Genomic DNA, 23,433 nt, shown 5'->3' on the forward strand with positions numbered 1-23,433 from the left:
GGTTCCTGGCGGCTTTTGTGCGCTTTTGCGCTCCCTGCGGGCGCCAAGGCCCTGATTACATGTTGTCGATCATCACCTGACCGAAGCCGGAGCACGAAACCTGGGTGGCGCCGTCCATGAGCCGGGCAAAGTCGTAGGTCACGCGCTTGGACAGGATCGCCTTTTCCATCGACGCAATGATCAGGTCGGCGGCCTCTTTCCAGCCCATGTGGCGCAGCATCATCTCAGCCGACAGGATCTCGGAACCCGGGTTCACGTAGTCCTTGCCGGCGTATTTGGGCGCCGTGCCATGGGTGGCCTCGAAACAGGCGACGGAGTCGGACATGTTGGCACCCGGGGCAATGCCGATACCGCCCACCTGCGCCGCCAGAGCGTCGGAGATGTAGTCGCCATTGAGGTTGAGGGTCGCGATCACCGAATACTCGGCCGGCCGGGTCAGGATCTGCTGCAGGAAGGCGTCGGCGATCACGTCCTTGATGACGATGTTGCGGCCAGTACGCGGATTCTTGAACTGGCACCACGGGCCACCGTCGATGGGCTGCGCGCCGAACTCCTTCTGCGCCAGGGCATAGCCCCAGTCACGGAAGCCGCCTTCGGTGAACTTCATGATGTTGCCCTTGTGGACCAGGGTCACATTGGGCTTGTCGTTGTCGATCGCGTACTGGATCGCCTTGCGCACCAGGCGTTCGGTGCCTTCGATCGACACCGGCTTGATGCCGATGCCCGAGGTGTCCGGGAAGCGGATCTTGGTCACGCCCATCTCGTCCTGCAGGAACTTGATGAGCTTTTTCGCCTTGTCGCTCTGGGCGGCGTACTCGATGCCGGCGTAGATGTCCTCCGAGTTCTCGCGGAAGATCACCATGTTGGTCTTCTCTGGCTCCTTCAATGGCGACGGAACGCCCTTGAAGTACTGCACCGGGCGCAGGCAGACATACAGGTCCAGCTCCTGGCGCAGTGCCACGTTGAGCGAGCGGATACCACCACCCACCGGCGTCGTCAGCGGACCCTTGATCGAGACCACGTAGTCCTTGAGAACCGCCAGGGTTTCTTCGGGCAGCCACACATCCGGTCCGTAAACCTTGGTCGACTTCTCACCAGCGTAGACCTCCATCCAGTGAATCTTGCGCTGGCCTCCGTAAGCCTTTTCCACCGCCGCATCGACCACCTTGAGCATCACCGGCGTGATGTCCAGCCCGGTGCCGTCGCCTTCGATGTAGGGAACGATTGGCTCGTCCGGAACGTTCAGCGACATGTCGGCATTGACGGTGATCTTCGTGCCCTGCGCGGGCACCTGGATGTGCTGGTACATGAAAAAGGAACTCCGGTGGAAGGAATGGGGTCAACCGTCTGGCCCGGGTGCATGACATCCGAGGCTCGGCGCGCGGGAAATTCTAGTCCCCAAACCTGGGGGCGATGCCCGCGCGATCAAGCACAATGCTGCCCAACACGACTTCCGGAACCCGCGCATGATCCGCCGATTCACCCTTTTGCTCGCGACACTGGTCCTGGCGAGCTCCACCGCCTGGTCCCAGGAAGCGCAGCGCAACCTGCCGCAGGTCACACTCAAGGCCGGCATGCACCTGATCCACGCACAGGTGGCCTCCTCGTTTGACCAGCGCGCCACGGGCCTGATGTTCCGCACCGACATGCCGGCCAACGAAGGCATGCTGTTCGTGTTCGAAGAGCCGGCCGGACAGTGCTTCTGGATGAAGAACACGCTGTTGCCGCTGACCGCGGCGTTCGTGGCCGACGACGGCACCATCGTCAACCTGGCCGACATGAAGCCGCAGACGCTCGATTCGCACTGCTCCGAGAAGCCGGTGCGTTATGTGCTGGAGATGAACCAGGGCTGGTTCGCCAAGCGGGGGCTCAAGGCCGGCACCAAGCTCGGTGGCACGCCTTTCGAAGGAACGCGCTGAACGAGCCCAGCTTGCAGACCCCAAGAAAAAGCCCGCCATCAGGCGGGCTTTTTCTTGGGGGACCGTCCGGAGACGGTCCTTGATGGGCTTCAGGCCACCGCTTCCAGCGCGGCGTTGAAGGTGGCGCTCGGACGCATCACGGCCGAGAGCTTGGCGAAGTCGGGCTGGTAATAACCGCCGATGTCGGCCGGCTGGCCCTGCACCGCCGCCAGTTCGGCCACGATCGCGGCTTCGTTGTCGGCCAGCTGCTTGGCCAGCGGCACGAAACGGGCCGCCAGTTCCGCGTCCTCGGTCTGTGCCACCAGTTCCTGCGCCCAGTACAGCGCCAGGTAGAACTGGCTGCCGCGGTTGTCGAGCTGCCCCGTCTTGGGCGACGGGTTCTTGTTGTTGTCCAGCAGCTTGCCGGTCGCGGCGTCCAGGGTCTTGGACAGGATCTTTGCCTTGTTGTTGCCGGTCTTCAGGCCCAGGTCTTCCAGCGACACCGCCAGCGCCAGGAACTCACCCAGCGAGTCCCAGCGCAGGTGGTTCTCTTCCACCAGCTGCTGCACATGCTTGGGCGCCGAGCCGCCGGCACCGGTTTCATACATGCCGCCACCGGCCATCAGCGGCACGATGGACAGCATCTTGGCCGAGGTGCCCAGTTCCATGATGGGGAACAGGTCGGTCAGGTAGTCGCGCAGGATGTTGCCGGTGGCGCTGATCGTGTCCAGGCCACGAATCACGCGCTCCAGCGTGTAACGCATCGCGCGCACCTGGCTCATGATCTGGATGTCCAGGCCGTTGGTGTCGTGCTCGTGCAGGTACATCTTGACCTTACGGATCAGCTGGGCTTCGTGCGGACGGTAGCTGTCCAGCCAGAACACCACCGGCATGCCGGAGTTGCGGGCACGGTTGACGGCCAGCTTGACCCAGTCGCGGATCGCGGCGTCCTTGACCTGGCACATGCGCCAGATGTCACCGGCCTCGACGTTCTGGCTCAGCAGCACCTCGCCCGTTTCCAGGTCGGTGATGTTGGCCACGCCGTCTTCGGTGATCTCGAAGGTCTTGTCGTGCGAGCCGTACTCTTCGGCCTGCTGGGCCATCAGGCCCACGTTGGGCACCGTGCCCATGGTCTTGGGATCGAAGGCGCCGTGCCACTTGCAGAAGTTGATCATCTCCTGGTAGATGCGGGCGAAGGTCGACTCCGGCATCACGGCCTTGACGTCCTTGAGGCGACCATTGGCGTCCCACATCTTGCCGCCGTTGCGGATCATGGCGGGCATGGACGCGTCGACGATCACGTCGTTGGGCGAGTGGAAGTTGGTAATGCCCTTGGCCGAGTCGACCATGGCCAGCTCGGGACGGTGTTCGTGGCAGGCGTGCAGGTCGCGCTTGATCTCGTCCTGCTTGCTCTGCGGCAACGAGGCGATCTTGTTGTACAGGTCGACCATGCCGTTGTTGACGTTGACGCCCAGTTCCTCGAACAGCTTGGCGTGCTTTTCGAAGGCTTCCTTGTAGAAGATCTTGACGCAGTGACCGAACACGATGGGGTGCGAGACCTTCATCATGGTGGCCTTGACGTGCAGCGAGAACATCACGCCGGTCTTGCGCGCGTCTTCGATTTCCTTCTCGTAGAACGCCAGCAGGGCCTTCTTGCTCATGAACATCGAGTCGATCACTTCCCGGTCGAGCAGCGAGACCTTCGGCTTGAGGACAACGGTCTTGCCGCTGCTGGTGATCAGCTCCATCTTCACGTCGCGGGCGCGGTCGAGCGTGATCGACTTTTCACCGTGGTAGAAGTCGCCGGCGTGCATGTGCGAGACGTGCGAGCGCGAGGCCTGGCTCCACTCGGCCATGCTGTGCGGGTTCTTGCGGGCGAATTCCTTCACGGCGCGTGGCGCCCTGCGGTCGGAGTTGCCTTCGCGCAGCACCGGGTTCACGGCCGAGCCTGTGCATTTGGAGTAACGGGCCTTGATGGCCTGCTCTTCTTCGGTCTTGGGCGCTTCGGGGAAGTCGGGAATGGCGTAGCCCTTGGACTGCAGCTCCTTGATCGCCGCCTTGAGCTGGGCAATGGAAGCGCTGATGTTGGGCAGCTTGATGATGTTGGCTTCGGGACGAAGCGTGAGCTTGCCCAGCGCGCCCAGGTCGTCGGACACGCGCTGCTCTTCGGTCAGGCATTCCGGGAATGCGGCCAGCACACGGGCGGCCACCGAAATGTCGCTGGTGACCACGTCGACGCCGGCGGGCTTGGCGAAGGTGCGGATGATGGGCAGGAACGACGCCGTGGCCAGCAGCGGGGCCTCGTCGGTCAGGGTGTAAACGATGGTGGAGGAAGTTTGGCTCATGAATTGGCTCCTGATGTCGTTGTTGGAACACCGCCGGTCCGAGCACAGATCCGGGGCAATCAAACGATGGTGTGGGATTTTGCTTTCAGTCCTCTGACCCGGGCTTCAAATTTTGAAGTCATATCTCACATCGCAAAAACAAGGCAAAAAAACTTCAAATTTTTGCCACCAGACGGGTGCCAGCAAAGACAAAGGCCCGAAGGCATGACGCCTTCGGGCCTTTGAACGGCCGGAGCCAGGTGATCAGGCGAAGTTGGCTTCCGCGAAACCCCAGTTCACCAGCTTGTCGAGGAAGGTCTCGACGAACTTGGGACGCAGGTTGCGGTAGTCGATGTAGTAGGCGTGTTCCCACACGTCCACGGTCAGCAGGGCCTTGTCGGCGCCCGTCAGCGGCGTGCCGGCAGCGCCGGTGTTGACAATGTCGACCGAGCCGTCGGCCTTCTTCACCAGCCAGGTCCAGCCCGAGCCGAAGTTGCCCACGGCCGACTTCACGAAGGCTTCCTTGAAGGCGGCGTAGCTGCCCCACTTGGCGTTGATGGCCGCAGCCAGGGCGCCGGAGGGCTCGCCACCGCCTTCGGGCTTGAGGCAGCTCCAGAAGAAGGTGTGGTTCCAGATCTGGGCGGCGTTGTTGTAGATCGGACCGGGGTTCGGGGCCTTCTTGATGATCTCTTCCAGCGACAGGGACTCGTACTCGGTGCCCTTTTGCAGGTTGTTGAGGTTCACCACATAGGCGTTGTGGTGCTTGCCGTGGTGGAACTCCAGGGTTTCCTTGGAATAGTGCGGCGCCAGGGCATCAATGGCGTACGGCAGTGCGGGCAGGGTGTGTTCCATGTGGGGTCCTCTTGCAAGATTGTTGGGAAGAAACCGGCACCGGAAGAACTCCGGCGGCTGAGTCCGGCGCATTGTAGGCAAGACCGCGAATTGGTGCTGCGATGCGGAAATATGCTGCCCCACCCGCACAGGTCGGGCAAAGGCTCAGGCGTCGACCGTCAGCCCCAGTGTTCCGTCCGACAGCGTCGCCCGCACCCGCTGGCCGGGTTGCACCTGGCCGGCACTGGTGATGACACTGCCCTTCTCTTCATCGGTCAGGAAGGCATAGCCCCGCTCGAGCACCAGCGTCGGATCGAGCAGGCCAAGGGCCGACGCACACCGGTCCAGCCGCTGCACCTGCACCTGCAAAGCACGGTCGCGCGCCTGGGGAAGCTGGCCGGACAGTTGGTCCAGCGCCATGCCCAGCCGCTGCCGTCGCAACCGCACCGCTCCCGCCAGGCGGTGCTGCAGCACGGTCAGGTGCTGCTGGCTTTCATGCACCCGGCCAGACGGACGACCCAGACGCTGGGCCAGCTGGTCCAGACGCTGGGTCCGAAGATCGATGGCCCGGTGCACCGCACCGTCCAGGACCGCCGCCACCTGAGACAAGCCATCGAGCCGCGTCTGGCGGGCGGGGGCGCAGAGTTCGGCTGCGGCGGTCGGCGTGGGTGCGCGCAGGTCGGCCGCGAAGTCCGACAAGGTGAAGTCGGTCTCGTGACCGACGCCGCAGATCACCGGCATCGGCGCCTGCGCCACCGCACGCACCACGGCTTCGTCATTGAAGGCCCAGAGGTCTTCCAGCGAGCCGCCCCCCCGCACCAGCAGCAGCACCTCGCCCTCGCCGGTGGTGTGGAACCGCTGGTAGGCACCTTCCAGCGCCTGGCAGATTTCCTGCGGTGCCTGCGCCCCTTGCACCGAGGCCGGATGGATCACCACCGGAATGTGCGGCACCCGCCGGCGCAGCGCCGTGACGACATCACGCAGCGCAGCGGCCCCGAGCGAGGTCACCACCGCGATGCTGCGCGGCTGCGGCGGCAGATCGCGCTTGCGTCCGGCGTCGAACAGGCCTTCGGCCTCCAGCTTGGCCTTCAGACGCAGGAACTGCTCGAACAGGGCACCCTGCCCGGCCGGCTTCAGCGACTCGACGATCAGCTGCAGGTCGCCGCGCGGCCCGTAGACGTCCAGCTTGCCCAGGGCCTGCACCAGCAGGCCATCCCGCGGCGCGAACTGGAGCTGGTCGGCCGAGCGCCGGAACATGGCACAGCGCAACTGGCCACCCTCATCCTTGAGCGAAAAGTAGCAGTGCCCGCTGGCCGCACGCGAGAAGCCCGAAATCTCCCCACGCACCGCCACCGGGTTGAAACGCACCGACAGGGCGTCCGCAATCGCTTGCATCAGCGGGCCAACTGCCCACACGCGCCGCGAAACGGCGTCGTCCGCGTTGAAAAATGGCTCAGACACTGGGTTCTCCGGGCACAAGCTGTCCACAAACCGCGCCGTTGCTGGCGTTGCGCGCCATGGGGCCTATCGCCATGGGGCGGCGAACGCAGACGCTTGATTTCAAAGCCTTTTGTGGTGCCTGTTTTGTCATCGAAACGTTGAGAGGCAATGGATTCGGGGCGCGCGGCGCCTTCCGGGTAGGGTTCTGCACAAAGTTATCCACAGAATCTGTGCATCGCCGGCGGTCGCTGGGGGGTTGTCTGCCCACCAACGCAGCAAGACTGGAGGGCCAGGCGGTCTCAAGGCGGCCACAGGGCCTGAGACATAATCAAAAGATCGCACTGGAGCCCTGACTTTGTTTTCCATCATACAAGCCGCCGGCTGGCCGATCTGGCCCCTCATGTTCTGTTCCGTGGTCGGTCTGGCACTCATCATCGAACGCTTCGTCAACCTCAAGGCCAGCAAGGTCCTGCCACCCCAGTTGCTGGACGAAGCCATCATGGTGTCGCGCGGCGGCGTGCCCAGCCCCGACGTCGTGTCCCAGCTGGAGCAGAACTCGGTCTTCGGCGAGGTGCTGGCCAGTGGCTTCCGCACCCTGAACAACGACCCACGCGCAACCGAGGCCGACTTGCGCGCCAGTCTGGAAGGCGCCGGTCGCCTGGCCGGCGCCAAGCTGCAGCGTTACCTCGGCGCCCTGGCGACCATCGCTTCCGCTGCGCCGCTGCTGGGCCTGCTGGGGACAGTGATCGGCATGATCGACATCTTCGGCTCGCAAGGCAGCGACGGCGGCATGGGCACCGTGCCCGGCGGCGGCAACCCGGCCGTGCTGGCGCACGGCATTTCGGTGGCGCTCTACAACACGGCCTTCGGCCTGATGGTGGCCATTCCGACCCTGATTTTCTGGCGCTACTTCCGCGCGCGCGTGGACGAGTATCTGCTGGGCATGGAAGTCGCGTCCGAGCGCTTTGCCCGCCACCTGGCCGGCCTGCGCCGCTGAGCCTGCGCACCGAACCTGAACCGGAACCCGCATGAACTTCCGCCCCGGCACCCGGGATGAGCCCGAGATCAACCTGATCCCGTTCATCGACATCCTGCTGGTGGTGCTCATCTTCCTGATGCTCACCACCACCTACAGCAAGTTCACCCAGCTGCAGGTCAACCTGCCGGTCGCCGACGCCCAGGCCCAGCGGACCACCCCCAAAGAGGTGATCGTGGCCGTGTCCAGCGACGGCCGCTACGCGATCAACCAGCAACTGCTGGAAGGCGCCTCGGTCGAGGTGCTCACCCGCGCGCTGCAGCAGGCTTCGCAGGACACGCGCGAAGTGGTGATCATCATCAGCGCCGACGCCGCCGCCACCCACCAGTCGGTGATCAACGTGATGGACGCCGCCCGCCGCGCGGGGCTGGTGCAGATCACCTTCGCGACGCAGCAATCGGGCTCGGCGCCCGCCCGCGGCAAGTCCTGACGCCTCCGGCGGCCCACGCATGAGCCCATCCGACGCCCCGGCGCGCTGGCAGGCGGTCTGGGCCGGACGAGGCTGGCGTGCGCGGCTGCTGTGGCCACTCTCGCAGGTCTACGGCCTGCTGTTTGCCCTGCGCAAACGGCGTTACCTCAGCGGCCGGCTTCCCGTCGCGACCATGCCGGTGCCTGTGGTGGTGGTCGGCAATGTGGTCGTCGGCGGCGCGGGCAAGACCCCCACCACGCTGGCCGTGCTGGAACACCTCAAAAGCGCGGGATGGCACCCGGGTGTCGTCTCCCGGGGCCATGGCCGGCAAGGCCATGCGGTGCTTGAACTGCATCCGGGCACGGCGGCGGTGGATGGCGGCGATGAGCCAGTGCTGATCCGCCGCAAAGCCGGGGTACCCGTTTTCGTGGGAAGACGCCGCGCCGATGCGGCCAGGGCCTTGCTGGCAGCGCATCCGGAGGTGGACGTGCTGGTCTGCGACGACGGCCTGCAGCACCTGGCGCTGGGCCGCGACGTGTCGATCGCCGTGTTCGACGACCGGGCACTGGGCAACGGCTGGCTGCTGCCCGCCGGTCTGCTGCGCGAGCCCTGGCCGCCGGCAGCGGACGATCCGTTGGCTCCGCAACTGGTGCTGTGTCAGGGCCGGGAAGGTGGTCCGCACGGAGACATCCCCATTCCCCCGGGCACCCGGGCCTTCTTCGCCGCGCGGCGCCTCGCCGATCACGCCGTCGATGGGCATGGGACGCGCCGTGACCTGCGCTCGTTCGCCGGTCAGACGCTGGTGGCGGTCGCCGGCATCGCGCGGCCCGAGGTGTTTTTCCAGATGCTGCGCGAGCGGGGCCTCGTGCTTTCACAGGCCCTGGCCTTGCCCGACCACGCCGATGCCGGCGCGTTCGCCGCCTTGCCGCGCTCGCCATCGGCCACGGTGCTGTGTACCGAGAAGGACGCCGTCAAGCTTCTGGATGTCGTGGGCCTTCGGCCCGCCAGCGAGCGCCCCGCGGTCTGGGCCGTTCCGCTGGAACTGCGGATCGAACCGGCGTTTTTCGAGGCACTGGACCGGCGGCTGGCCGGCTGCGGGCACGGTGCCCGACTATCATCCCCCGATGGACACGAAACTACTTGAACTGCTGGTCTGCCCGGTCACCAAGGGCCCCCTGACCTTCGACCGCGACCGCCAGGAACTCCTCTCCCGAAGCGCCCGCCTGGCCTATCCGGTGCGCGACGGCATTCCCATCTTGCTGGAACACGAAGCCCGCACGCTCTCCGACGAAGAGCTGGAACGCCTGGCTTCCCACACCCCTTCGCCATGACCGGTGCGGACGGCACACACGGCGGCTTCGTCGTGCTCATTCCCGCGCGGATGGGCTCCAGCCGTCTGCCCGACAAGCCACTGGCCGACATCGCCGGCCTGCCCATGGTGGTTCGGGTCGCACAACAGGCTGCGCTCAGTGGTGCCCGGCAAGTCGTGGTGGCGGCGGACGACGCACGCATCGTCGCCGCCTGTGAATCGCACGGCATCGCCGCCCTGCTCACCAGCGCCGATCACCCGTCGGGCAGCGACCGGCTGGCCGAGGCCTGCGACCTGCTGGGCCTGGACGACGGCACCGTCGTGGTGAATGTGCAAGGCGACGAACCCCTGATCGATCCGGCCCTGGTGCGGGCCGTGGCCGATGAACTGCTGCGTCGCAGCGACTGCGCGATGAGCACCGCCGCACACGCGATCGCCAGCACCGCGGACTTCGTCAACCCCAACGTGGTGAAGGTCGTGCTGGACCGCGTGGGAACCGCGCTGTACTTCAGCCGCGCGCCCATCGCCTGGTGGCGCGACGGCATGGCCGACGGCGCGCCGGCCTCGCTGCCGTCGCCAGCGCCCTTGCGGCACATCGGCGTGTACGGCTACCGGGCCGGTTTCCTGAGACAGTTTCCCGCGCTGGAACCGGCCCCGCTGGAACGCACCGAGTCGCTGGAGCAGTTGCGCACGCTGTGGCACGGCGAGCGCATTGCGGTGCACGTGAGCGAGCACGCACCGGGCCCTGGCGTCGACACGCCGGCCGACCTTGAGCGCGTGCGCGCCCTGTTCGTATCAGTTTGATTCTCTTGCCGCGCCTGTAAGCCAGTGTCGGGGCGGGCCATGCTATCCTCAATCGAACGCTTCTCGTGAGAGAGGTGCGGGTGCGCTCACGGAGACAGGCGCCCCTTCGAATCCACTGAAAAACTCTTCACAAGGAAGACGATGAGACTGATCCTGTTGGGCGCTCCGGGCGCGGGCAAAGGCACTCAAGCCACCTTCATCTGCCAGAAGTACGGCATCCCCCAGATTTCCACCGGCGACATGCTGCGCGCAGCGGTCAAGGCCGGCACGCCGCTGGGCCTGCAGGCCAAGGCGGTGATGGAATCGGGCGGCCTGGTCAGCGACGACCTGATCATCAACCTGGTCAAGGAACGCATCGCCCAGAGCGATTGCGCCAACGGCTTCCTGTTCGACGGCTTCCCGCGCACCATTCCGCAAGCCGACGCGATGAAGGCAGCCGGCGTCAAGCTGGACTATGTGCTGGAAATCGACGTGCCATTCGACGCCATCATCGAGCGCATGAGCGGCCGCCGCTCGCACCCGGCCTCGGGTCGCACCTACCATGTCAAGTTCAACCCGCCCAAGGTGGAAGGCAAGGACGACGTGACTGGCGAGCCCCTGATCCAGCGCGACGACGACAAGGAAGAGACCGTCAAGAAGCGCCTGGAGGTCTACAGCGCGCAGACCCGCCCGCTGGTCGACTATTACAGCAACTGGGCCAAGGCCGACCCGGCCGCCGCACCCAAGTACCGTGCCATCAGCGGCACGGGCTCGGTCGACGAAATCACCGGCCGCGCCTTCCAGGCACTGGCTGGCTGAAGCCCTCGGCCACCCCACACAAACCCGGCCCAGGCCGGGTTTGTTGTTTCAGGACGGCACGACGTCTCCGGCCAGCAGCGCCAGAGCCAGCGCGATGCGCGCCTTCACCGGCGAGAGTCCCGCCGAATCCGGCCAGGGATTGGCCGGATCGGGAATCACCCGCCCCCGGGCGCAGCGCGTGGCCCGCACCACGCGCACCCCACGCGCCGAGGCCTCGCTCAGGACCTGCGCCAACGCCCGGTGCACGGTGCCATTGCCGGTGGCCGCCACGACAATGCCACGCGGCCGGAGTCCCGGATCGGCATCTCCCGCCAGCAGCAGGGCGCGCACCAGCCCACCATCGGTGTCCGCGTGGCTGGTGACGATGTGCACGCCGGGCAAGGCCGGGGCCGCCAGCACCCGCGCCAGCAGGTCGTCGGCGCGACCATCTGGGGTGTTCGCAGCCGGCGGCCGGTGGAACCAGCGCAACTGGCCCTCCTCGACACAGGCCAGCGGCCCCGCGTCGCCGGAATCGAAGGCATCCACGCGGTAGCTGTGCACCTTGGCCACATGCTCGGCAGCGTGCACCTGCCCGGCGCAGACCACCACCGTGCCCGACACCTCTGCCAGCCCCGCCACCGTCACGGCATCGAGCAGGTTCTGCGGGCCATCCGGCACCAGCGCGGTCGCAGGCCGCATGGCGCAGGTGAACACCACCGGCTTGACCGGGCGCAGCACCGACTCGACGAACCAGGCCGTCTCTTCCAGTGTGTCCGTGCCGTGTGTGACCACCACACCACTGACCTCTTCGCGGGAAAGGTGATGCGCCAGCCGCTCCAGCAGGCGCTTCCACAGATCAAAGTGCATGTCCTTGCTGTCGACCTGCTCCACCTGCTCGACTTCCAGTGCCATGCCCTCCAGCGCTGGCACCCCCGCCAGCAGATCTTCGACCCGCACCTGCCCGGCCACATAACCCACGTTGTCGCCCGGACGGCTCGCGCGGCCGGCAATGGTTCCACCGGTCCCCAGGATGACCCGAACGCCCTTGTTGTTGATTGCCACTTGCCAAGTCTCCGAAACTGTTTAAAAATACAGATACTGGATAAGAAAACAGCTTATCCGTTGCCCCGCTCGCCAAACCACGAGGTTGACATGATCGAGTCGTTCCCGCCCAAGCTCACTCCCCGCCAGCAGCAGATCCTGGAGCTGATCCAGAACGCCATTGCGCGCACGGGTGCGCCACCGACGCGGGCCGAGATCGCCGCCGAACTCGGCTTCAAGTCCGCCAACGCCGCCGAGGAGCACCTGCAGGCGCTGGCGCGCAAGGGTGTGATCGAACTCGTCAGCGGCACCTCCCGCGGCATCCGGCTGCGCAGCCACGACCTGCGGGCCATCAATGAGCAAAGGGCCCAGCAGCTTACACTGCCGCTGCCCAGCCTGACCCAGCTGATGCTGCCCCTCATCGGTCGCGTCGCAGCCGGTTCCCCGATCCTCGCGCAGGAACATGTGGACCAGACCTACCATGTGGAGCGCAGCCTGTTCCAGCGCACGCCCGACTACCTGCTGCGCGTGCGCGGCATGTCGATGCGGGACGTCGGCATCCTCGATGGCGATCTGCTGGCCGTGCAGGCTGGCAAGGAAGCCAAGAATGGCCAGATCGTCGTGGCCCGCCTGGGCGACGATGTCACGGTCAAGCGCTTCATGCGGCGCGAGCAGCAAATCGAGCTGCACGCCGAGAACCCCGACTACAAGACCATCGTCGTGCAACCCGGCGAGCCCTTCGAAATCGAAGGCCTGGCGGTCGGCCTGATCCGAAACAGCTTCCAGATCTGACCCCTCGGGTCGGTGCTGTCCTTGCAGGTGGCGGGCGTTTTGTCCGGTGGTTTCCGTGCCGCCGTGCACATCCCTGCGAGGTCGGCTTTTCCGTGTCAATCCTGCCTGTGTCCAACCCCTCACTGGAGTTTCACATGGGAATCCGCATCTCTTCCACCACCTGGCGCGCGCCCCTGCAACTGATCGACAGCTGGCTGCCTGCTCCTTCGACCTCGTGCCAGACCCGCCGCCCGGTGGCACCCTGGCTGCAACGCTTTGCCAAGGCCGGCTGGCTGGGACGAGCCGCGCCATCTGCAGACGTCACGCAACGCGGTGCCCAGCAGGCCCAGGCCGCCTGCCCTGCCACCGTGCGCGCCGCACCGGTGCGCATCGTGCGTCCACCCAAGACGCTGCGGGGAAACAACCGGCTCGTCATTGCTGGCCGTATGGCCGATGTCTGCGCCGAACTGGAACGTCTGGCCGCGCTGGAACAGCCGACCGCCATGGGCTGAGCACCAAGCGGGCGAGGAATCCTTCTCGCCCGCTTGGTACCCAAGCCGCGCTCGGGTCCGGCATCCATGCATGGCGGCACAATAGCCGGCATGAACATTGTCATCCTCGACGACTATCAGGACGTGGTCCGCAAGCTCGATTGCGCCACGCGCCTGGAACCTTTCCCTGCCAAGGTCTTCACCAATACCGTCAAGGGGGTTGGCCAGTTGTCGATTCGCCTGCGTGATGCAGACGTGCTGGTGCTGATCCGGGAACGAACCCAGATCACGCGCCAACTGGTCGAAAAGCTGCCGCGGCTCAAGCTGATCGCACAGACCGGCCGCGTCGGTGCCCACATCGATGTCAACGCCTGTACGGAGCGCGGCATCGCCGTCGCCGAGGGCAAGAGTTCCCCGGTGTCCACCGCAGAGCTGACCTGGGCTCTGATCATGGCGTCGATGCGCCGGATTCCCCAGTATGTGGCCAGCCTCAAACATGGCGCGTGGCAGCAGTCCGGCCTCAAGGCCTCTTCGATGCCCGCCAACTTCGGTCTGGGCATGGTGCTGCATGGCAAGACACTCGGTCTGTGGAGCTATGGCCGCATCGGCAAACTGGTCGCTGCCTATGGACGCGCCTTCGGCATGCGGGTGCTCGTCTGGGGCAGCGAAAACAGCCGCCAGCAAGCGGTGAACGACGGCTACGAACAGGCCAGCAGCCGCGAGCAGCTGTTCGAGCAGTCCGATGTGCTTAGCCTGCATCTCCGGCTGGGCGAAACAAGCGCCGGCTGCGTCACGCTGGAAGACCTTTCACGCATGAAGCCGACCGCGCTGCTGGTCAACACGTCCCGTGCCGAGCTGATCGAGGCAGAGGCACTGCTGACGGCGCTCAACCGGGGGCGCCCCGGCATGGCCGCCATCGACGTGTTCGAGTCTGAGCCCATTCTCCAGGGCCATGCGCTGCTGCGCCTGGAGAACTGCATCTGCACGCCACACATCGGCTATGTGGAGCTGGACAACTACGAAACCCTGTTTTCCGCGGCCTTCGACAACGTGGTGAATTTCATCAAGGGGACACCCACCAACATCGTCAATCCGGGGTCCTTGCAGGTCCGTCGCTGAGTGCCATTGCCAAAGAAAAAGGGCCGGAGATCTCCGGCCCTTTTTCTTTGGCAAAGACGGAATCAACCGGCTTTGCCGCCCTTGTCGGCATCGTCGTCCGGAGGCATGAAGTCGAGTACTTCGAAGTCGATCAGGTTGCCGATCGACAATTCATCCCCCGCATGGAGCGGAGACACCACCTTGGCGGTCTGCTCCACCGGCACCGCCACCTCCGGAAGCGACGCTTCGAACGCCGAGGCCTCCTGCAAGGCGTCCAGGTCCACATCCAGTCCCAGGCGCGGGGATGCGTGCGGAATGTCTTCCAGCGGCTGGGTATTGCGATCGCCGGAAGCACCGGCCACCGCTGCCGCGGCGCCCGCAGCCACCGCTCCGCGGGGTCCGGCTGCCTTGAGCGGGCGGATGGAGGTGTGCTGGAAATCGGAAGCCCCCAGACCGGCATCCCGCTTGATCACATCCTTGGCAATCGCGTGCAGCAGCAGCAGCTCGCGGTATGCCTCCAGGTCGAACACCTCGGCCTCGCCATCGGAAGCGTCGCGGAAGATCGAGTTTTCGATCACATCCAGCACGCGCGGCTGGGGCCACAGCGCCTGGATGCGGCCGAACGCGGTTTCGTACGATTCCAGCCCCTGACTCGCATCCGAGTACTGATCGAACGGTGGTGCACCCGCGTTGAACTTCTGGTTGAATTCGACGCGCAGCCGGTCGTAGTCGCTGCGACGGTCCAGCTTGTGGTAGAGCTTGAAGAGATCCAGGTAAGCCAGCGCGCTGGGCTCATGGCTTTCGTTGATGTGGTTCTTGAGCACGCCGATCGCCTGATCGAACTCGCCCAGTGACACGAAGAAATCCGACTGCTGCTGCACATCGAACAGCTCTTCGGTGGCGACCGACCGGGAAACCCCCATCTGGCTCGCCGGAAATTCACGGCGATCAGCTGCGGTCAGCAACGCTGCCTCGCTCTCGCTCGCATCGGAGTGCAGGACATGCAGATCGTCCAGGCCCGATTCGTCACCAAGATCCAGGTCCAGATCGAGCGGACGAGACGGTTTCACAGCTCCTTTGGCCGTGGCCGCCGCATTCTTGGACGATCCCGCAGCCCACCAGCTCTTGGCTTTCGCATCGCCGGTGCCCGCCGCCGAGCGGCGTTTCCACAACCAGGACACGCCCAGCAGGCTCAGCAACAGCAAGCCGCCGAGCAGATACGCCAGCCAGGTCATGTAGCGCGACTTCTCGACCTCGGCTTCCAGCGCCTGCAAAGCGGCCTTGTTCTTGGCCTCCTGCTCGCGCAGTCCCTTGGACTCGGCCTCCAGCACGGACAGCTTCTGGGCATCGCGCAGGATGTCTTCCGGCGATGCATTCAACGCTTTCCACAACTGGGCGGCGGCGGCGCGCTCCTGCTCGTTGGAGGTGGGCTCGCTCAACAGGGCCAGTGAAAGTCTCAGCGCCGGATCGCGCTCAATCCCCAGATTCACATCCACCGGATCGAGGTGCAGGCGTGGCCCGGCGTCTTTGGGTGGATCGTCGCGCCGAACCACGCTTGGCGGCTTGGTGCGCTGCGGGATGGCGTTGGCCAGGGTGCCGGGCTTCGGTCCACCAGCCGCCGCAGCGGAAGGCTCTGCTCCAGCACCCGCACCGGAGGAACGGCCACTGCGCAAAGATGGCGCCGCCTTCAGCGGCGGCAGTGCACGCAGCTCAGCCGGATTGGCCGAAGCCACCGAACCGGTCTCGGAGACAGCCCCGGCGGTCGTGGCCGGCTCGGACAGGAGGTCGGCCAGAAGCACATAGCGGCGCGAAAACGGTGACAAGCACCCGGCCCTGACCACCACGGACACGATCGGCTCGTTCACCGGCACGGTGGTCTGGATGCGGACAGAGGCTTCGGCATCGGGCGCATTGCGCTGAACCGAGGTACGCACCGACGACGGACCGACCTGGTTGTCGCCAAACAACACGTCGGCGTGCACGCACTGGCCTGCGAGGTCTTCGTCCGAACCGGCGCTGGCCTGCACCTTGATATCAAGCGGACGGCCGATCACGACGGCACCGCTGTGCCTGCCCAAAGTGGCCGCGGGACTGCCCAACGCCGTTGATAGCAAAATAGAGCCGATCCAGATCTGGCGCACGTCAGAGCCTTTCCATTCTTGGTGGCAACATTTTGTCATAGGTCATTGCCCTCCCCCCTCGAATAATACTTTCATATGACCCCTACTTTTCAAACCGTCGGCATCGTCGGCACTGGCGCCATGGGACGTGGCATTGCACAAATGGCGGCGCAGGCCGGCAGCGCAGTTCTGCTGTTCGACCTCCAGCCTGGTGCAGCGGAAGCCGCCCGCACGGCGCTGGCCAACACCTGGCAGACCCTGGTCGACAAGAACAAGCTTGACGCCCAGAAGCGCGAAACCATGCTGCAGCGGCTGTCCTGCGTCGGTGAACTCTCCGCGCTTTCTCCCTGTGATCTGGTGGTGGAGGCCATCGTCGAACGCATCGACGTCAAGCAGAAGCTGTTTGGTGATCTGGAGGCACTGCTGCCTGAGACGGCGGTGCTCGCCACCAATACATCCTCCCTGTCCGTGACCGCCATCGGTGCCACGCTCAAGCGGCCCGGGCGCCTGGCCGGATTCCACTTTTTCAACCCCGTTCCCCTGATGCGCGTCGTCGAGGTGATCGCGGGACTGAAGACCGAAGCTGTGGTGTGCCAGCAACTGACCGAGTTCGCGCGCCAGTTCGGACACACCCCGGTCGCGGCCCAGGACACGCCCGGCTTCATCGTCAACCACGCCGGCCGGGGCTACGGCACCGAAGCACTGCGGGTGGCTGGCGAGCGGGTGGCCGACTTCGCCACCATCGACCGCATCCTCAAGGACCAGATGGGCTTCCGGCTCGGCCCCTTCGAGCTGATGGACCTGACCGCTCTGGACGTGTCGCACCCGGTGATGGAATCCATCTACCGCCAGTACTATGACGAGCCGCGTTACCGGCCCAGCGTGATCACCGCGCAGCGCCTGGCCGGCGGGGTCGTCGGCAAGAAGGTCGGCGAGGGCTTCTACCCCTATGTCAATGGCGTGGCGCAGGTCCCCGCCGAACCGCCCGTGCCCGAGGTCGCTTCGCTGCCCCCGGTCTGGGTCTCGCCCAAGGCCGCACGGCGTGCCGAGCTCTACCAGTTGCTCAAGAACCTGGGCGCCAGCATTGAAACCGCGCAGGTACCCTCTGCCGCCGCGCTGATCCTGGTCGCCCCGCTGGGACTGGATGTGACCACGCTGGCCGCGGTCGAGCGTCTGGACCCGACCCGCACGGTGGGCATCGACATGATGCTGGACGACGCCGCGACCAAACGCCGTGTGCTGGCCACCAACCCCGCCACCCGCCCCGACATGCGCGACGCTGCCCACGCCCTGTTCGCCAAAGACGGCAAAGCCGTGAGCGTGGTGCGCGACAGCGGCGGTTTCGTGACCCAGCGCGTGGTGGCAACCATCGTCAACATCGCCGCCGACATGTGCCAGCAGGGCATCTGCACCCCCGCTGACCTGGAAGTGGCGGTGACGCTGGGCCTGGGCTACCCCATGGGCCCGCTGGCCATGGGCGACCGCATCGGCCCCACCAATGTGCTCGAAATCCTCTTCAACATGGGCACGGTCTACGCCGATCCCCGCTACCGTCCCTCACCCTGGCTGCGCCGCCGTGGCGCGCTGGGTCTGAGCCTGATGCACGAAGAGGCCTGAAATGACCGCCAGCCTCAACAGCCACAGCCATGGCCAGACCATGGTGCTGACCATCAGCAACCCCGAGCACCGCAACGCACTCGGCCCCGAGATCTACGCCGCGGGCGTCGAGGCGCTGAACGTGGCCGAATCCAGCCCCGAGGTGCGGTCGGTGGTGATCACCGGCGAAGGCAGCCATTTCTGCGCCGGCGGCAACCTGCAGCGCCTGCTGTCCAACCGCCAGCAGCTGCCCGAGGTGCAGGCGCAGAGCATCGAAAGCCTGCACAACTGGATCGAGACCATCCGCGCCTTTCCCAAGCCGGTGATCGCCGCGGTCGAGGGCGCCTGCGCCGGTGCGGGCTTTTCGCTGGCGCTGTCGTGCGACCTGCTGGTGGCGGCGCAGGACAGCGTGTTCGTGATGGCCTACAGCAACGTCGGCCTCTCGCCCGATGGCGGCGCCAGCTGGAGCATGGTGCGCGCCCTGCCCCGCGCGACGGCGATGCAACTGCTGCTCTGCGGCGACCGCATCGATGCGGCGCGGCTGCAAGGGCTGGGCGTCGTCAATCAGGTGAGCGCACCGGGCGAGGCACTCGCGACCGCGCTGACGCTGGCCGAGAAGCTCAACGCCCGCGCGCCCAACGCGATGGCCAGCATCAAGGAACTGGTCAACGACGCGCAGATCACTCCCCTGCACACGCAGCTCGCCGCCGAACGCGACCACTTCGTGCGCAACCTGCACCACGCCAACGGCGGCGAGGGCATCGCGGCCTTCCTCGACAAGCGACCGGCCCGGTACCGGTAGTCCCCCGGCGAAGCCCCGCGCAGCGCCGCCGCGCAGGTCACACCCCCAGGACCGGGAAGGATGCCGGTCTTCACCGTCGCCGGGGTCAGGCCAGCCCTGGGGCGGCCCGCCGGCTGCCCCGCTTTCGTTCGGCGCTGCGATTTTTCGAGCAGCGCAGCGACACCTGCGGGACACTTCCCCGCGATATCCCTGATGCCCGCCCTGCGTCCCAGTGGTGACAATGGGACCGCTTTCAGTCACTCAAAAGACATCCGATGGACGAACCGATTCTGACAATGGAAGAACGCGAGGCGATCAACAGTGGTCGCTGGTTCCAGAGTCTTTCCCCCTCCCTGCGACACGACATTCTTCGATGCGCCTACGTCAAGCGATTCAAGGACGGCGACCTGATCGTCGCCCGTGGCGAACCGCCCACCGAGTGGACGGCGGTCGCCAAGGGCGCGGTGCGGGTGAGCTCGACCTCGCTGTCGGGCAAGCTGATCACGCTGACCTATGTGGAGCCGGGCGTGTGGTTTGGCGACGTGGCGTTCTTCGACGGGGATCGCCGCACGCACGATGCCTACGCGCACGGTCCCACGACCATGCTGTGCGTGGCCCGCAACGATTTCCAGAAGATCCTCAGCACACACGTCGAGCTGTACGAGGCGCTGATGCGGCTGCAGGCGCGGCGCATCCGCACCCTGTTCGGTCTGGTCGAGGATCTCAACACCCTGCCACTGCGCGCGCGCCTGGCCAAGCAGTTGCTGCACCTGGTGCGCTCCTACGGCGTGCCCTGCCTGTCGGACGGCAACGAAATGCGCATCGGCCTGCAGCTGGCGCAGGAAGAACTGGCGCAACTGCTGGGCGCGTCACGCCAGCGCGTGAACCAGGAACTCAAGTCCATGGAGCGCGAAGAGGCGATCCGCATCGAACAGGGAGGGCTGGTGGTGCGCAACCGCGACATGCTGATGCGCATCGCCGAAGCCGAAACCTGACCCCGCTCCCGCACTCACCGAACGTGACCGAATGAACGACTTCCAGAACTTCACCGGCACACGACCGGTGGCATCGCAACACGCCGTCGACGCGGCAGCCCTGCAGGCTTGGCTCGAACGCCACGTCGAGGGTTTCCAGGGCCCCCTGAGCATCGAGATGTTCAAGGGCGGCCAGTCCAACCCGACCTACAAGCTCATCACGCCGCAGCGCGCCTACGTGATGCGCGCCAAGCCCGGCCCGGTGGCCAAGCTGCTGCCGTCGGCGCACGCGATCGAGCGCGAGTTCCGCGTGATGGGTGCGCTGCACGGCACCGGCGTGCCGGTGGCGCGCATGTACGCCTTGTGCGAAGACGAATCGGTGATCGGCCGCGCCTTCTACGTGATGGAGTGCGTCGAGGGCCGCGTGATGTGGGACCAGTCGCTGCCGGACCTGTCCAACGCCGAACGCGGTGCGATCTACGACGAGATGAACCGGGTCATGGCGGCGCTGCACACGGTGCGCCCCAATGCCATCGGCCTGTCGGACTACGGCAAGCCGGGCAACTACTTCGAGCGCCAGATCGGCCGCTGGAGCAAGCAGTATGTCGCCTCCATCACCCAGCCCATTCCCGAGATGGACCAGTTGATGGCCTGGCTGCCGCAGAACATCCCGGCGATGGCGCGCGACGAGTCGATGGTGTCCATCGTGCACGGCGACTACCGGCTGGACAACCTGATGTTCCACCCGAGCGAGCCGCGCGTGCTTGCAATCCTCGACTGGGAACTCTCCACGCTGGGCCACCCGCTGGCCGACTTCAGCTACCACTGCATGGCCTGGCACATCCCGCCCGGCGCCTTCAGGGGCATCGGTGGCCTGGACGTGCAGGCGCTGGGTATTCCCACCGAAGCCGACTACATCGCCCGTTACTGCGAACGCACCGGCTTCGTGACGCCCGAGCAGCTCAAGGCCGACTGGAATTTCTACCTGGCCTACAACCTGTTCCGCCTCGCGGCGATCCTGCAAGGCATCGCCAAGCGCGTCGAAGCGGGCACAGCCTCCAGCGCGCAAGCGGTCTCGTCCGCCGCTGGCGCCCGTCCTCTTGCCGAAATGGCCTGGCGCTTCGCGCAACAGGCCTGAACCTTTTCAACCCGTCCGGACCCACGACTCCCAAAGGAACCACATGAACTTCGATTACACCGACAAGGTCAAGGACATGCGCCAGCGCCTGCTGGCATTCATGGACGAGCACATTTACCCGAACGAAGGGCGCTTCTTCGCCGAGATCGCCGCCAACCGCGCGGCGGGCAACGCCTGGCGGCCGACCACCATCATCGAGGAGCTCAAGCCCAAGGCCCGCGCCGCCGGCCTGTGGAACCTCTTCCTGCCGCAGAGCAAGCGCGCCCCCGAAGGCCTGTCCAACCTCGAATACGCACCGATGTGCGAGATCATGGGCCGCGTGCCGTTCGCTGCCGAGGTGTTCAACTGCTCGGCGCCCGACACCGGCAACATGGAAACGCTGGAGCGCTACGCCAGCGAAGCGATCAAGGACGAGTGGCTGGAGCCGCTGCTCAAGGGCGAATTCCGATCGGCCTTCCTGATGACCGAGCCCGCGGTCGCGTCGTCCGACGCCACCAACATCCAGTGCGAGATCAAACGCGACGGTGACCACTACGTGCTCAACGGCCGCAAGTGGTGGTCGTCCGGCGCCGGCGACCCGCGCTGCAAGGTCTACATCGTGATGGGCAAGACCGATCCTGAAGCGCCTCGCCACTCGCAGCAGAGCATGATCGTGGTGCCCGCGGACAGCCCCGGCGTCACCGTGGTGCGCCCGCTGACCGTGTTCGGCTACGACGACGCGCCACACGGCCACATGGAAGTGCTGCTCAAGGACGTGCGCGTGCCGGTGGGCAACCTGTTGCTGGGCGAAGGCCGCGGCTTCGAGATCGCCCAGGGTCGCCTTGGCCCGGGCCGCATCCACCACTGCATGCGCTCCATCGGCGCCGCCGAGCGCGCGCTGGAACTGATGTGCAAACGCCTGAACAGCCGCGTGGCCTTCGGCAAGCCGATCTCGTCGCAGTCGGTCTGGCACGAACGCATCGCCGATGCGCGCTGCAAGATCGAGATGGCGCGCCTGCTCACGCTCAAGGCCGCCTACATGATGGACACCGTGGGCAACAAGGTCGCCAAGGCCGAGATCGCCATGATCAAGGTGGTGGCGCCCAACATGGCCTGCGAGATCATCGACATGGCCATCCAGGCCCACGGCGGCGGTGGCGTCAGCGACGATTTCCCGCTGGCCTACAGCTACGCCAACCAGCGCACGCTGCGCCTGGCCGATGGCCCGGACGAAGTGCACCGTGCCGCGATCGCCAAGCTGGAACTGGCCCGGCACATGGCCCTGAAGACCGATGTGGAAATGCCGGTGACGCGGGGTTGCTGAGTCAGTGGCGGCGCGAGTGGCGCGCCGCCAGTTTCAGGGCACGCTCGGTCAGGTGTTCCATCAGCTCCAGCGCGAGCAGGGTGTCGGCATCCCGGGCGTGCGGATTGGCCTGCAGACGCAGGTAACACTTGCCGCGCATCAGTGCGATCACCACCGGCACCTTCGCGGCGACTTGGCTGTCGCCCATGGTCAGGAACTCCAGCGCATCGTTGTCCAGCCAGCGCTGGGCCAGTTCCGAAGAGTCGCTGCGCACCGAATAGCGCGACCAGAAAACCGGCGAGGCATCGCGCCACTGCGTTTCCGACAACTGATTGAGCCAGCGCTTTTCGTCCGCCAGCCCGCGAGAGGCTTCGGACGAAGGGTCGATGGCCATGAGCCACTTCTCGACCACACGCGACATCACCACCACCTGCCCCACCGGCGGCAGGTCCAGGTCCACGCGGGCACGAAGCTCCAGCCCATCGATGTATGGCCGCGAGGAAGCGCCACACTCCGCACGGAAAGCCCGCCCCAGCAGCTGGCCTTCGATCATGAACTGGCCGCTGTCCCCGCCCTTGTGGTGGAGGAACTGCGAAGTGGCCCAGCGGGACACCGGGGTATCCCCGGCTCCGGAAGCAGCATTGCGCCGAAAGGCTTGTTTGATGCGGTCAAACATGATGAAAACTAAAGTTGTCTTGCAATGCTAGCGCCTGACGGGCGTTCTGGCGCGTCTCGCGCGCGCCACCGCGGATGGGGCCTGATATCCGTGCCACCAAATCTCACAGCGCGCGCCCAATCTGTGGTTTTGCGTTCGCAAGGCCGGTCGGAGGCAAACAATCCGGATGAAGCTGCGCCGCAGGGTATACTCGTCGGCTTGTCGGAGCGTAGCGCAGCCTGGTAGCGCATCTGCTTTGGGAGCAGAGGGTCGCGAGTTCGAATCCCGCCGCTCCGACCATTTCTTGAGAACAAAAAGGCCCACGACGTGGGCCTTTTTTGTATCTCGGCCTCACCGTCTACCCGTAGCTCAACTGGATAGAGCAGCTGCCTTCTAAGCAGCAGGTCGGGGGTTCGAGTCCCTCCGGGTAGGCCACCCTCCCATACCCCATCCCGTTTCCGATCACCCATGCAGTGCTTTCGGCACAGCGCACGTCTTGTGCGCATCAAGGGTTTCCCCTCGCAATATTCTGCACAACATGCACGATACTGCATGTCACAGCACCACTCGCTCGACTTTCTTGCTTTACTCCTGAATACTTGAACCCTAAAGTACGGGAAAGCCTGTATCGCCATGCGTCGAGTGCCAGCCTACAGTG

Annotated in this window: 22 protein-coding genes and 2 tRNA genes; 17 read left to right on the plus strand and 7 right to left on the minus strand. The window is 65.6% G+C overall.

The annotated features are described in order from the left end of the window. Positions 1 to 55: 55 nt before the first annotated feature. Positions 56 to 1,309 (minus strand): NADP-dependent isocitrate dehydrogenase, encoded by a 1,254-nt coding sequence (gene icd / locus ACS5NL_RS17040; RefSeq protein WP_439355078.1) that lies wholly within the window; start codon positions 1,307 to 1,309, stop codon positions 56 to 58. 157 nt (positions 1,310 to 1,466) lie between these two features. Here icd and ACS5NL_RS17045 point away from each other — a divergent pair, with 157 nt between their 5' ends. Further along, positions 1,467 to 1,919, plus strand: a complete 453-nt coding sequence (locus ACS5NL_RS17045; protein WP_439355079.1) for a DUF192 domain-containing protein — start codon at positions 1,467 to 1,469, stop codon at positions 1,917 to 1,919. Positions 1,920 to 2,008: 89 nt separating this feature from the next. On the opposite strand, the gene ACS5NL_RS17050 is transcribed toward ACS5NL_RS17045, so the two are convergent. The 3 genes from ACS5NL_RS17050 to xseA form a co-directional block, all read right to left on the minus strand. Next, entirely contained in the window at positions 2,009 to 4,243 is a 2,235-nt protein-coding gene (locus tag ACS5NL_RS17050) for an NADP-dependent isocitrate dehydrogenase (RefSeq protein ID WP_439355080.1), read from the minus strand. A 243-nt stretch (positions 4,244 to 4,486) separates the two neighbouring features. Continuing rightward, a complete protein-coding gene (locus ACS5NL_RS17055) occupies positions 4,487 to 5,074 on the minus strand; it encodes a superoxide dismutase (RefSeq protein WP_439355081.1) in 588 nt (195 codons plus the stop codon). 144 nt (positions 5,075 to 5,218) lie between these two features. After that, positions 5,219 to 6,514, minus strand: a complete 1,296-nt coding sequence (xseA, locus tag ACS5NL_RS17060; protein ID WP_500684333.1) for an exodeoxyribonuclease VII large subunit — start codon at positions 6,512 to 6,514, stop codon at positions 5,219 to 5,221. A 334-nt stretch (positions 6,515 to 6,848) separates the two neighbouring features. On the opposite strand from xseA, the gene ACS5NL_RS17065 reads away from it, so the two are divergent. The 6 genes from ACS5NL_RS17065 (at position 6,849) to adk (ending at position 10,849) form a co-directional block, all read left to right on the plus strand. Beyond that, the gene (locus ACS5NL_RS17065; RefSeq protein ID WP_439355083.1) at positions 6,849 to 7,490 is read left to right on the plus strand and encodes a MotA/TolQ/ExbB proton channel family protein; all 642 of its coding nucleotides are present in this window, start codon (positions 6,849 to 6,851) and stop codon (positions 7,488 to 7,490) included. 31 nt (positions 7,491 to 7,521) lie between these two features. Beyond that, the gene (locus ACS5NL_RS17070) at positions 7,522 to 7,959 is read left to right on the plus strand and encodes an ExbD/TolR family protein (protein ID WP_439355084.1); all 438 of its coding nucleotides are present in this window, start codon (positions 7,522 to 7,524) and stop codon (positions 7,957 to 7,959) included. Between the two features lie 19 nt (positions 7,960 to 7,978). Continuing rightward, positions 7,979 to 9,082 (plus strand): tetraacyldisaccharide 4'-kinase, encoded by a 1,104-nt coding sequence (lpxK, locus tag ACS5NL_RS17075; RefSeq protein WP_439355085.1) that lies wholly within the window; start codon positions 7,979 to 7,981, stop codon positions 9,080 to 9,082. Next, positions 9,063 to 9,269, plus strand: coding sequence for a Trm112 family protein (locus ACS5NL_RS17080; RefSeq protein WP_439355086.1), 207 nt, complete (start codon positions 9,063 to 9,065; stop codon positions 9,267 to 9,269). The genes lpxK and ACS5NL_RS17080 overlap by 20 nt, the downstream gene beginning before the upstream one ends. After that, a complete protein-coding gene (gene kdsB / locus ACS5NL_RS17085) occupies positions 9,266 to 10,051 on the plus strand; it encodes a 3-deoxy-manno-octulosonate cytidylyltransferase (RefSeq protein ID WP_439355087.1) in 786 nt (261 codons plus the stop codon). Before ACS5NL_RS17080 ends, kdsB begins: the two co-directional genes overlap by 4 nt. A gap of 141 nt (positions 10,052 to 10,192) precedes the next feature. Continuing rightward, positions 10,193 to 10,849 (plus strand): adenylate kinase, encoded by a 657-nt coding sequence (adk, locus tag ACS5NL_RS17090; protein ID WP_439355088.1) that lies wholly within the window; start codon positions 10,193 to 10,195, stop codon positions 10,847 to 10,849. A gap of 48 nt (positions 10,850 to 10,897) precedes the next feature. Here adk and ACS5NL_RS17095 read toward each other — a convergent pair whose 3' ends face one another. After that, positions 10,898 to 11,890 carry an asparaginase gene (locus ACS5NL_RS17095; RefSeq protein ID WP_439355089.1) on the minus strand — a complete coding sequence of 331 codons (993 nt, stop codon included), beginning with the start codon at positions 11,888 to 11,890 and terminating at the stop codon, positions 10,898 to 10,900. 90 nt (positions 11,891 to 11,980) lie between these two features. On the opposite strand from ACS5NL_RS17095, the gene lexA reads away from it, so the two are divergent. The 3 genes from lexA (at position 11,981) to ACS5NL_RS17110 (ending at position 14,250) form a co-directional block, all read left to right on the plus strand. Beyond that, on the plus strand, positions 11,981 to 12,661 hold the full coding sequence (lexA, locus tag ACS5NL_RS17100) for a transcriptional repressor LexA (protein ID WP_439355090.1): 681 nt from the start codon (positions 11,981 to 11,983) through the stop codon (positions 12,659 to 12,661). Between the two features lie 134 nt (positions 12,662 to 12,795). Beyond that, complete coding sequence (locus tag ACS5NL_RS17105; protein WP_439355091.1) at positions 12,796 to 13,152, plus strand: hypothetical protein; 357 nt, start codon at positions 12,796 to 12,798, stop codon at positions 13,150 to 13,152. A 90-nt stretch (positions 13,153 to 13,242) separates the two neighbouring features. After that, positions 13,243 to 14,250 carry a D-2-hydroxyacid dehydrogenase family protein gene (locus ACS5NL_RS17110; protein ID WP_439355092.1) on the plus strand — a complete coding sequence of 336 codons (1,008 nt, stop codon included), beginning with the start codon at positions 13,243 to 13,245 and terminating at the stop codon, positions 14,248 to 14,250. A gap of 62 nt (positions 14,251 to 14,312) precedes the next feature. Here ACS5NL_RS17110 and ACS5NL_RS17115 read toward each other — a convergent pair whose 3' ends face one another. Further along, complete coding sequence (locus ACS5NL_RS17115; protein ID WP_439355093.1) at positions 14,313 to 16,370, minus strand: type IV pilus assembly protein FimV; 2,058 nt, start codon at positions 16,368 to 16,370, stop codon at positions 14,313 to 14,315. Positions 16,371 to 16,445: 75 nt separating this feature from the next. Between ACS5NL_RS17115 and ACS5NL_RS17120 the strand changes: the two genes are divergently transcribed. The 5 genes from ACS5NL_RS17120 to ACS5NL_RS17140 all read left to right on the plus strand — a co-directional run bounded on the left by ACS5NL_RS17120 (position 16,446) and on the right by ACS5NL_RS17140 (position 22,141). Beyond that, complete coding sequence (locus ACS5NL_RS17120; RefSeq protein ID WP_439355094.1) at positions 16,446 to 17,966, plus strand: 3-hydroxyacyl-CoA dehydrogenase; 1,521 nt, start codon at positions 16,446 to 16,448, stop codon at positions 17,964 to 17,966. 1 nt (position 17,967) lies between these two features. Next, positions 17,968 to 18,747 carry an oxepin-CoA hydrolase, alternative type gene (locus ACS5NL_RS17125; RefSeq protein WP_439355095.1) on the plus strand — a complete coding sequence of 260 codons (780 nt, stop codon included), beginning with the start codon at positions 17,968 to 17,970 and terminating at the stop codon, positions 18,745 to 18,747. Positions 18,748 to 19,001: 254 nt separating this feature from the next. After that, the gene (locus ACS5NL_RS17130; RefSeq protein ID WP_439355096.1) at positions 19,002 to 19,721 is read left to right on the plus strand and encodes a Crp/Fnr family transcriptional regulator; all 720 of its coding nucleotides are present in this window, start codon (positions 19,002 to 19,004) and stop codon (positions 19,719 to 19,721) included. Positions 19,722 to 19,752: 31 nt separating this feature from the next. Continuing rightward, entirely contained in the window at positions 19,753 to 20,838 is a 1,086-nt protein-coding gene (locus ACS5NL_RS17135) for a phosphotransferase family protein (protein WP_439355097.1), read from the plus strand. A gap of 43 nt (positions 20,839 to 20,881) precedes the next feature. Beyond that, positions 20,882 to 22,141 carry an acyl-CoA dehydrogenase family protein gene (locus ACS5NL_RS17140; protein ID WP_439355098.1) on the plus strand — a complete coding sequence of 420 codons (1,260 nt, stop codon included), beginning with the start codon at positions 20,882 to 20,884 and terminating at the stop codon, positions 22,139 to 22,141. A gap of 1 nt (position 22,142) precedes the next feature. Here ACS5NL_RS17140 and ACS5NL_RS17145 read toward each other — a convergent pair whose 3' ends face one another. Then, positions 22,143 to 22,733 (minus strand): hypothetical protein, encoded by a 591-nt coding sequence (locus tag ACS5NL_RS17145; RefSeq protein ID WP_439355100.1) that lies wholly within the window; start codon positions 22,731 to 22,733, stop codon positions 22,143 to 22,145. A gap of 265 nt (positions 22,734 to 22,998) precedes the next feature. On the opposite strand from ACS5NL_RS17145, the gene ACS5NL_RS17150 reads away from it, so the two are divergent. Both ACS5NL_RS17150 and ACS5NL_RS17155 read left to right on the plus strand, forming a co-directional pair. Continuing rightward, positions 22,999 to 23,075 (plus strand) — tRNA-Pro (locus ACS5NL_RS17150). Positions 23,076 to 23,133: 58 nt separating this feature from the next. Further along, positions 23,134 to 23,210 (plus strand) — tRNA-Arg (locus ACS5NL_RS17155). Positions 23,211 to 23,433 lie beyond the last annotated feature (223 nt).

Origin of the sequence: Hydrogenophaga sedimenti, assembly GCF_051857515.1 — a bacterium.
Taxonomy (GTDB): Bacteria; Pseudomonadota; Gammaproteobacteria; order Burkholderiales; family Burkholderiaceae_C; genus Hydrogenophaga.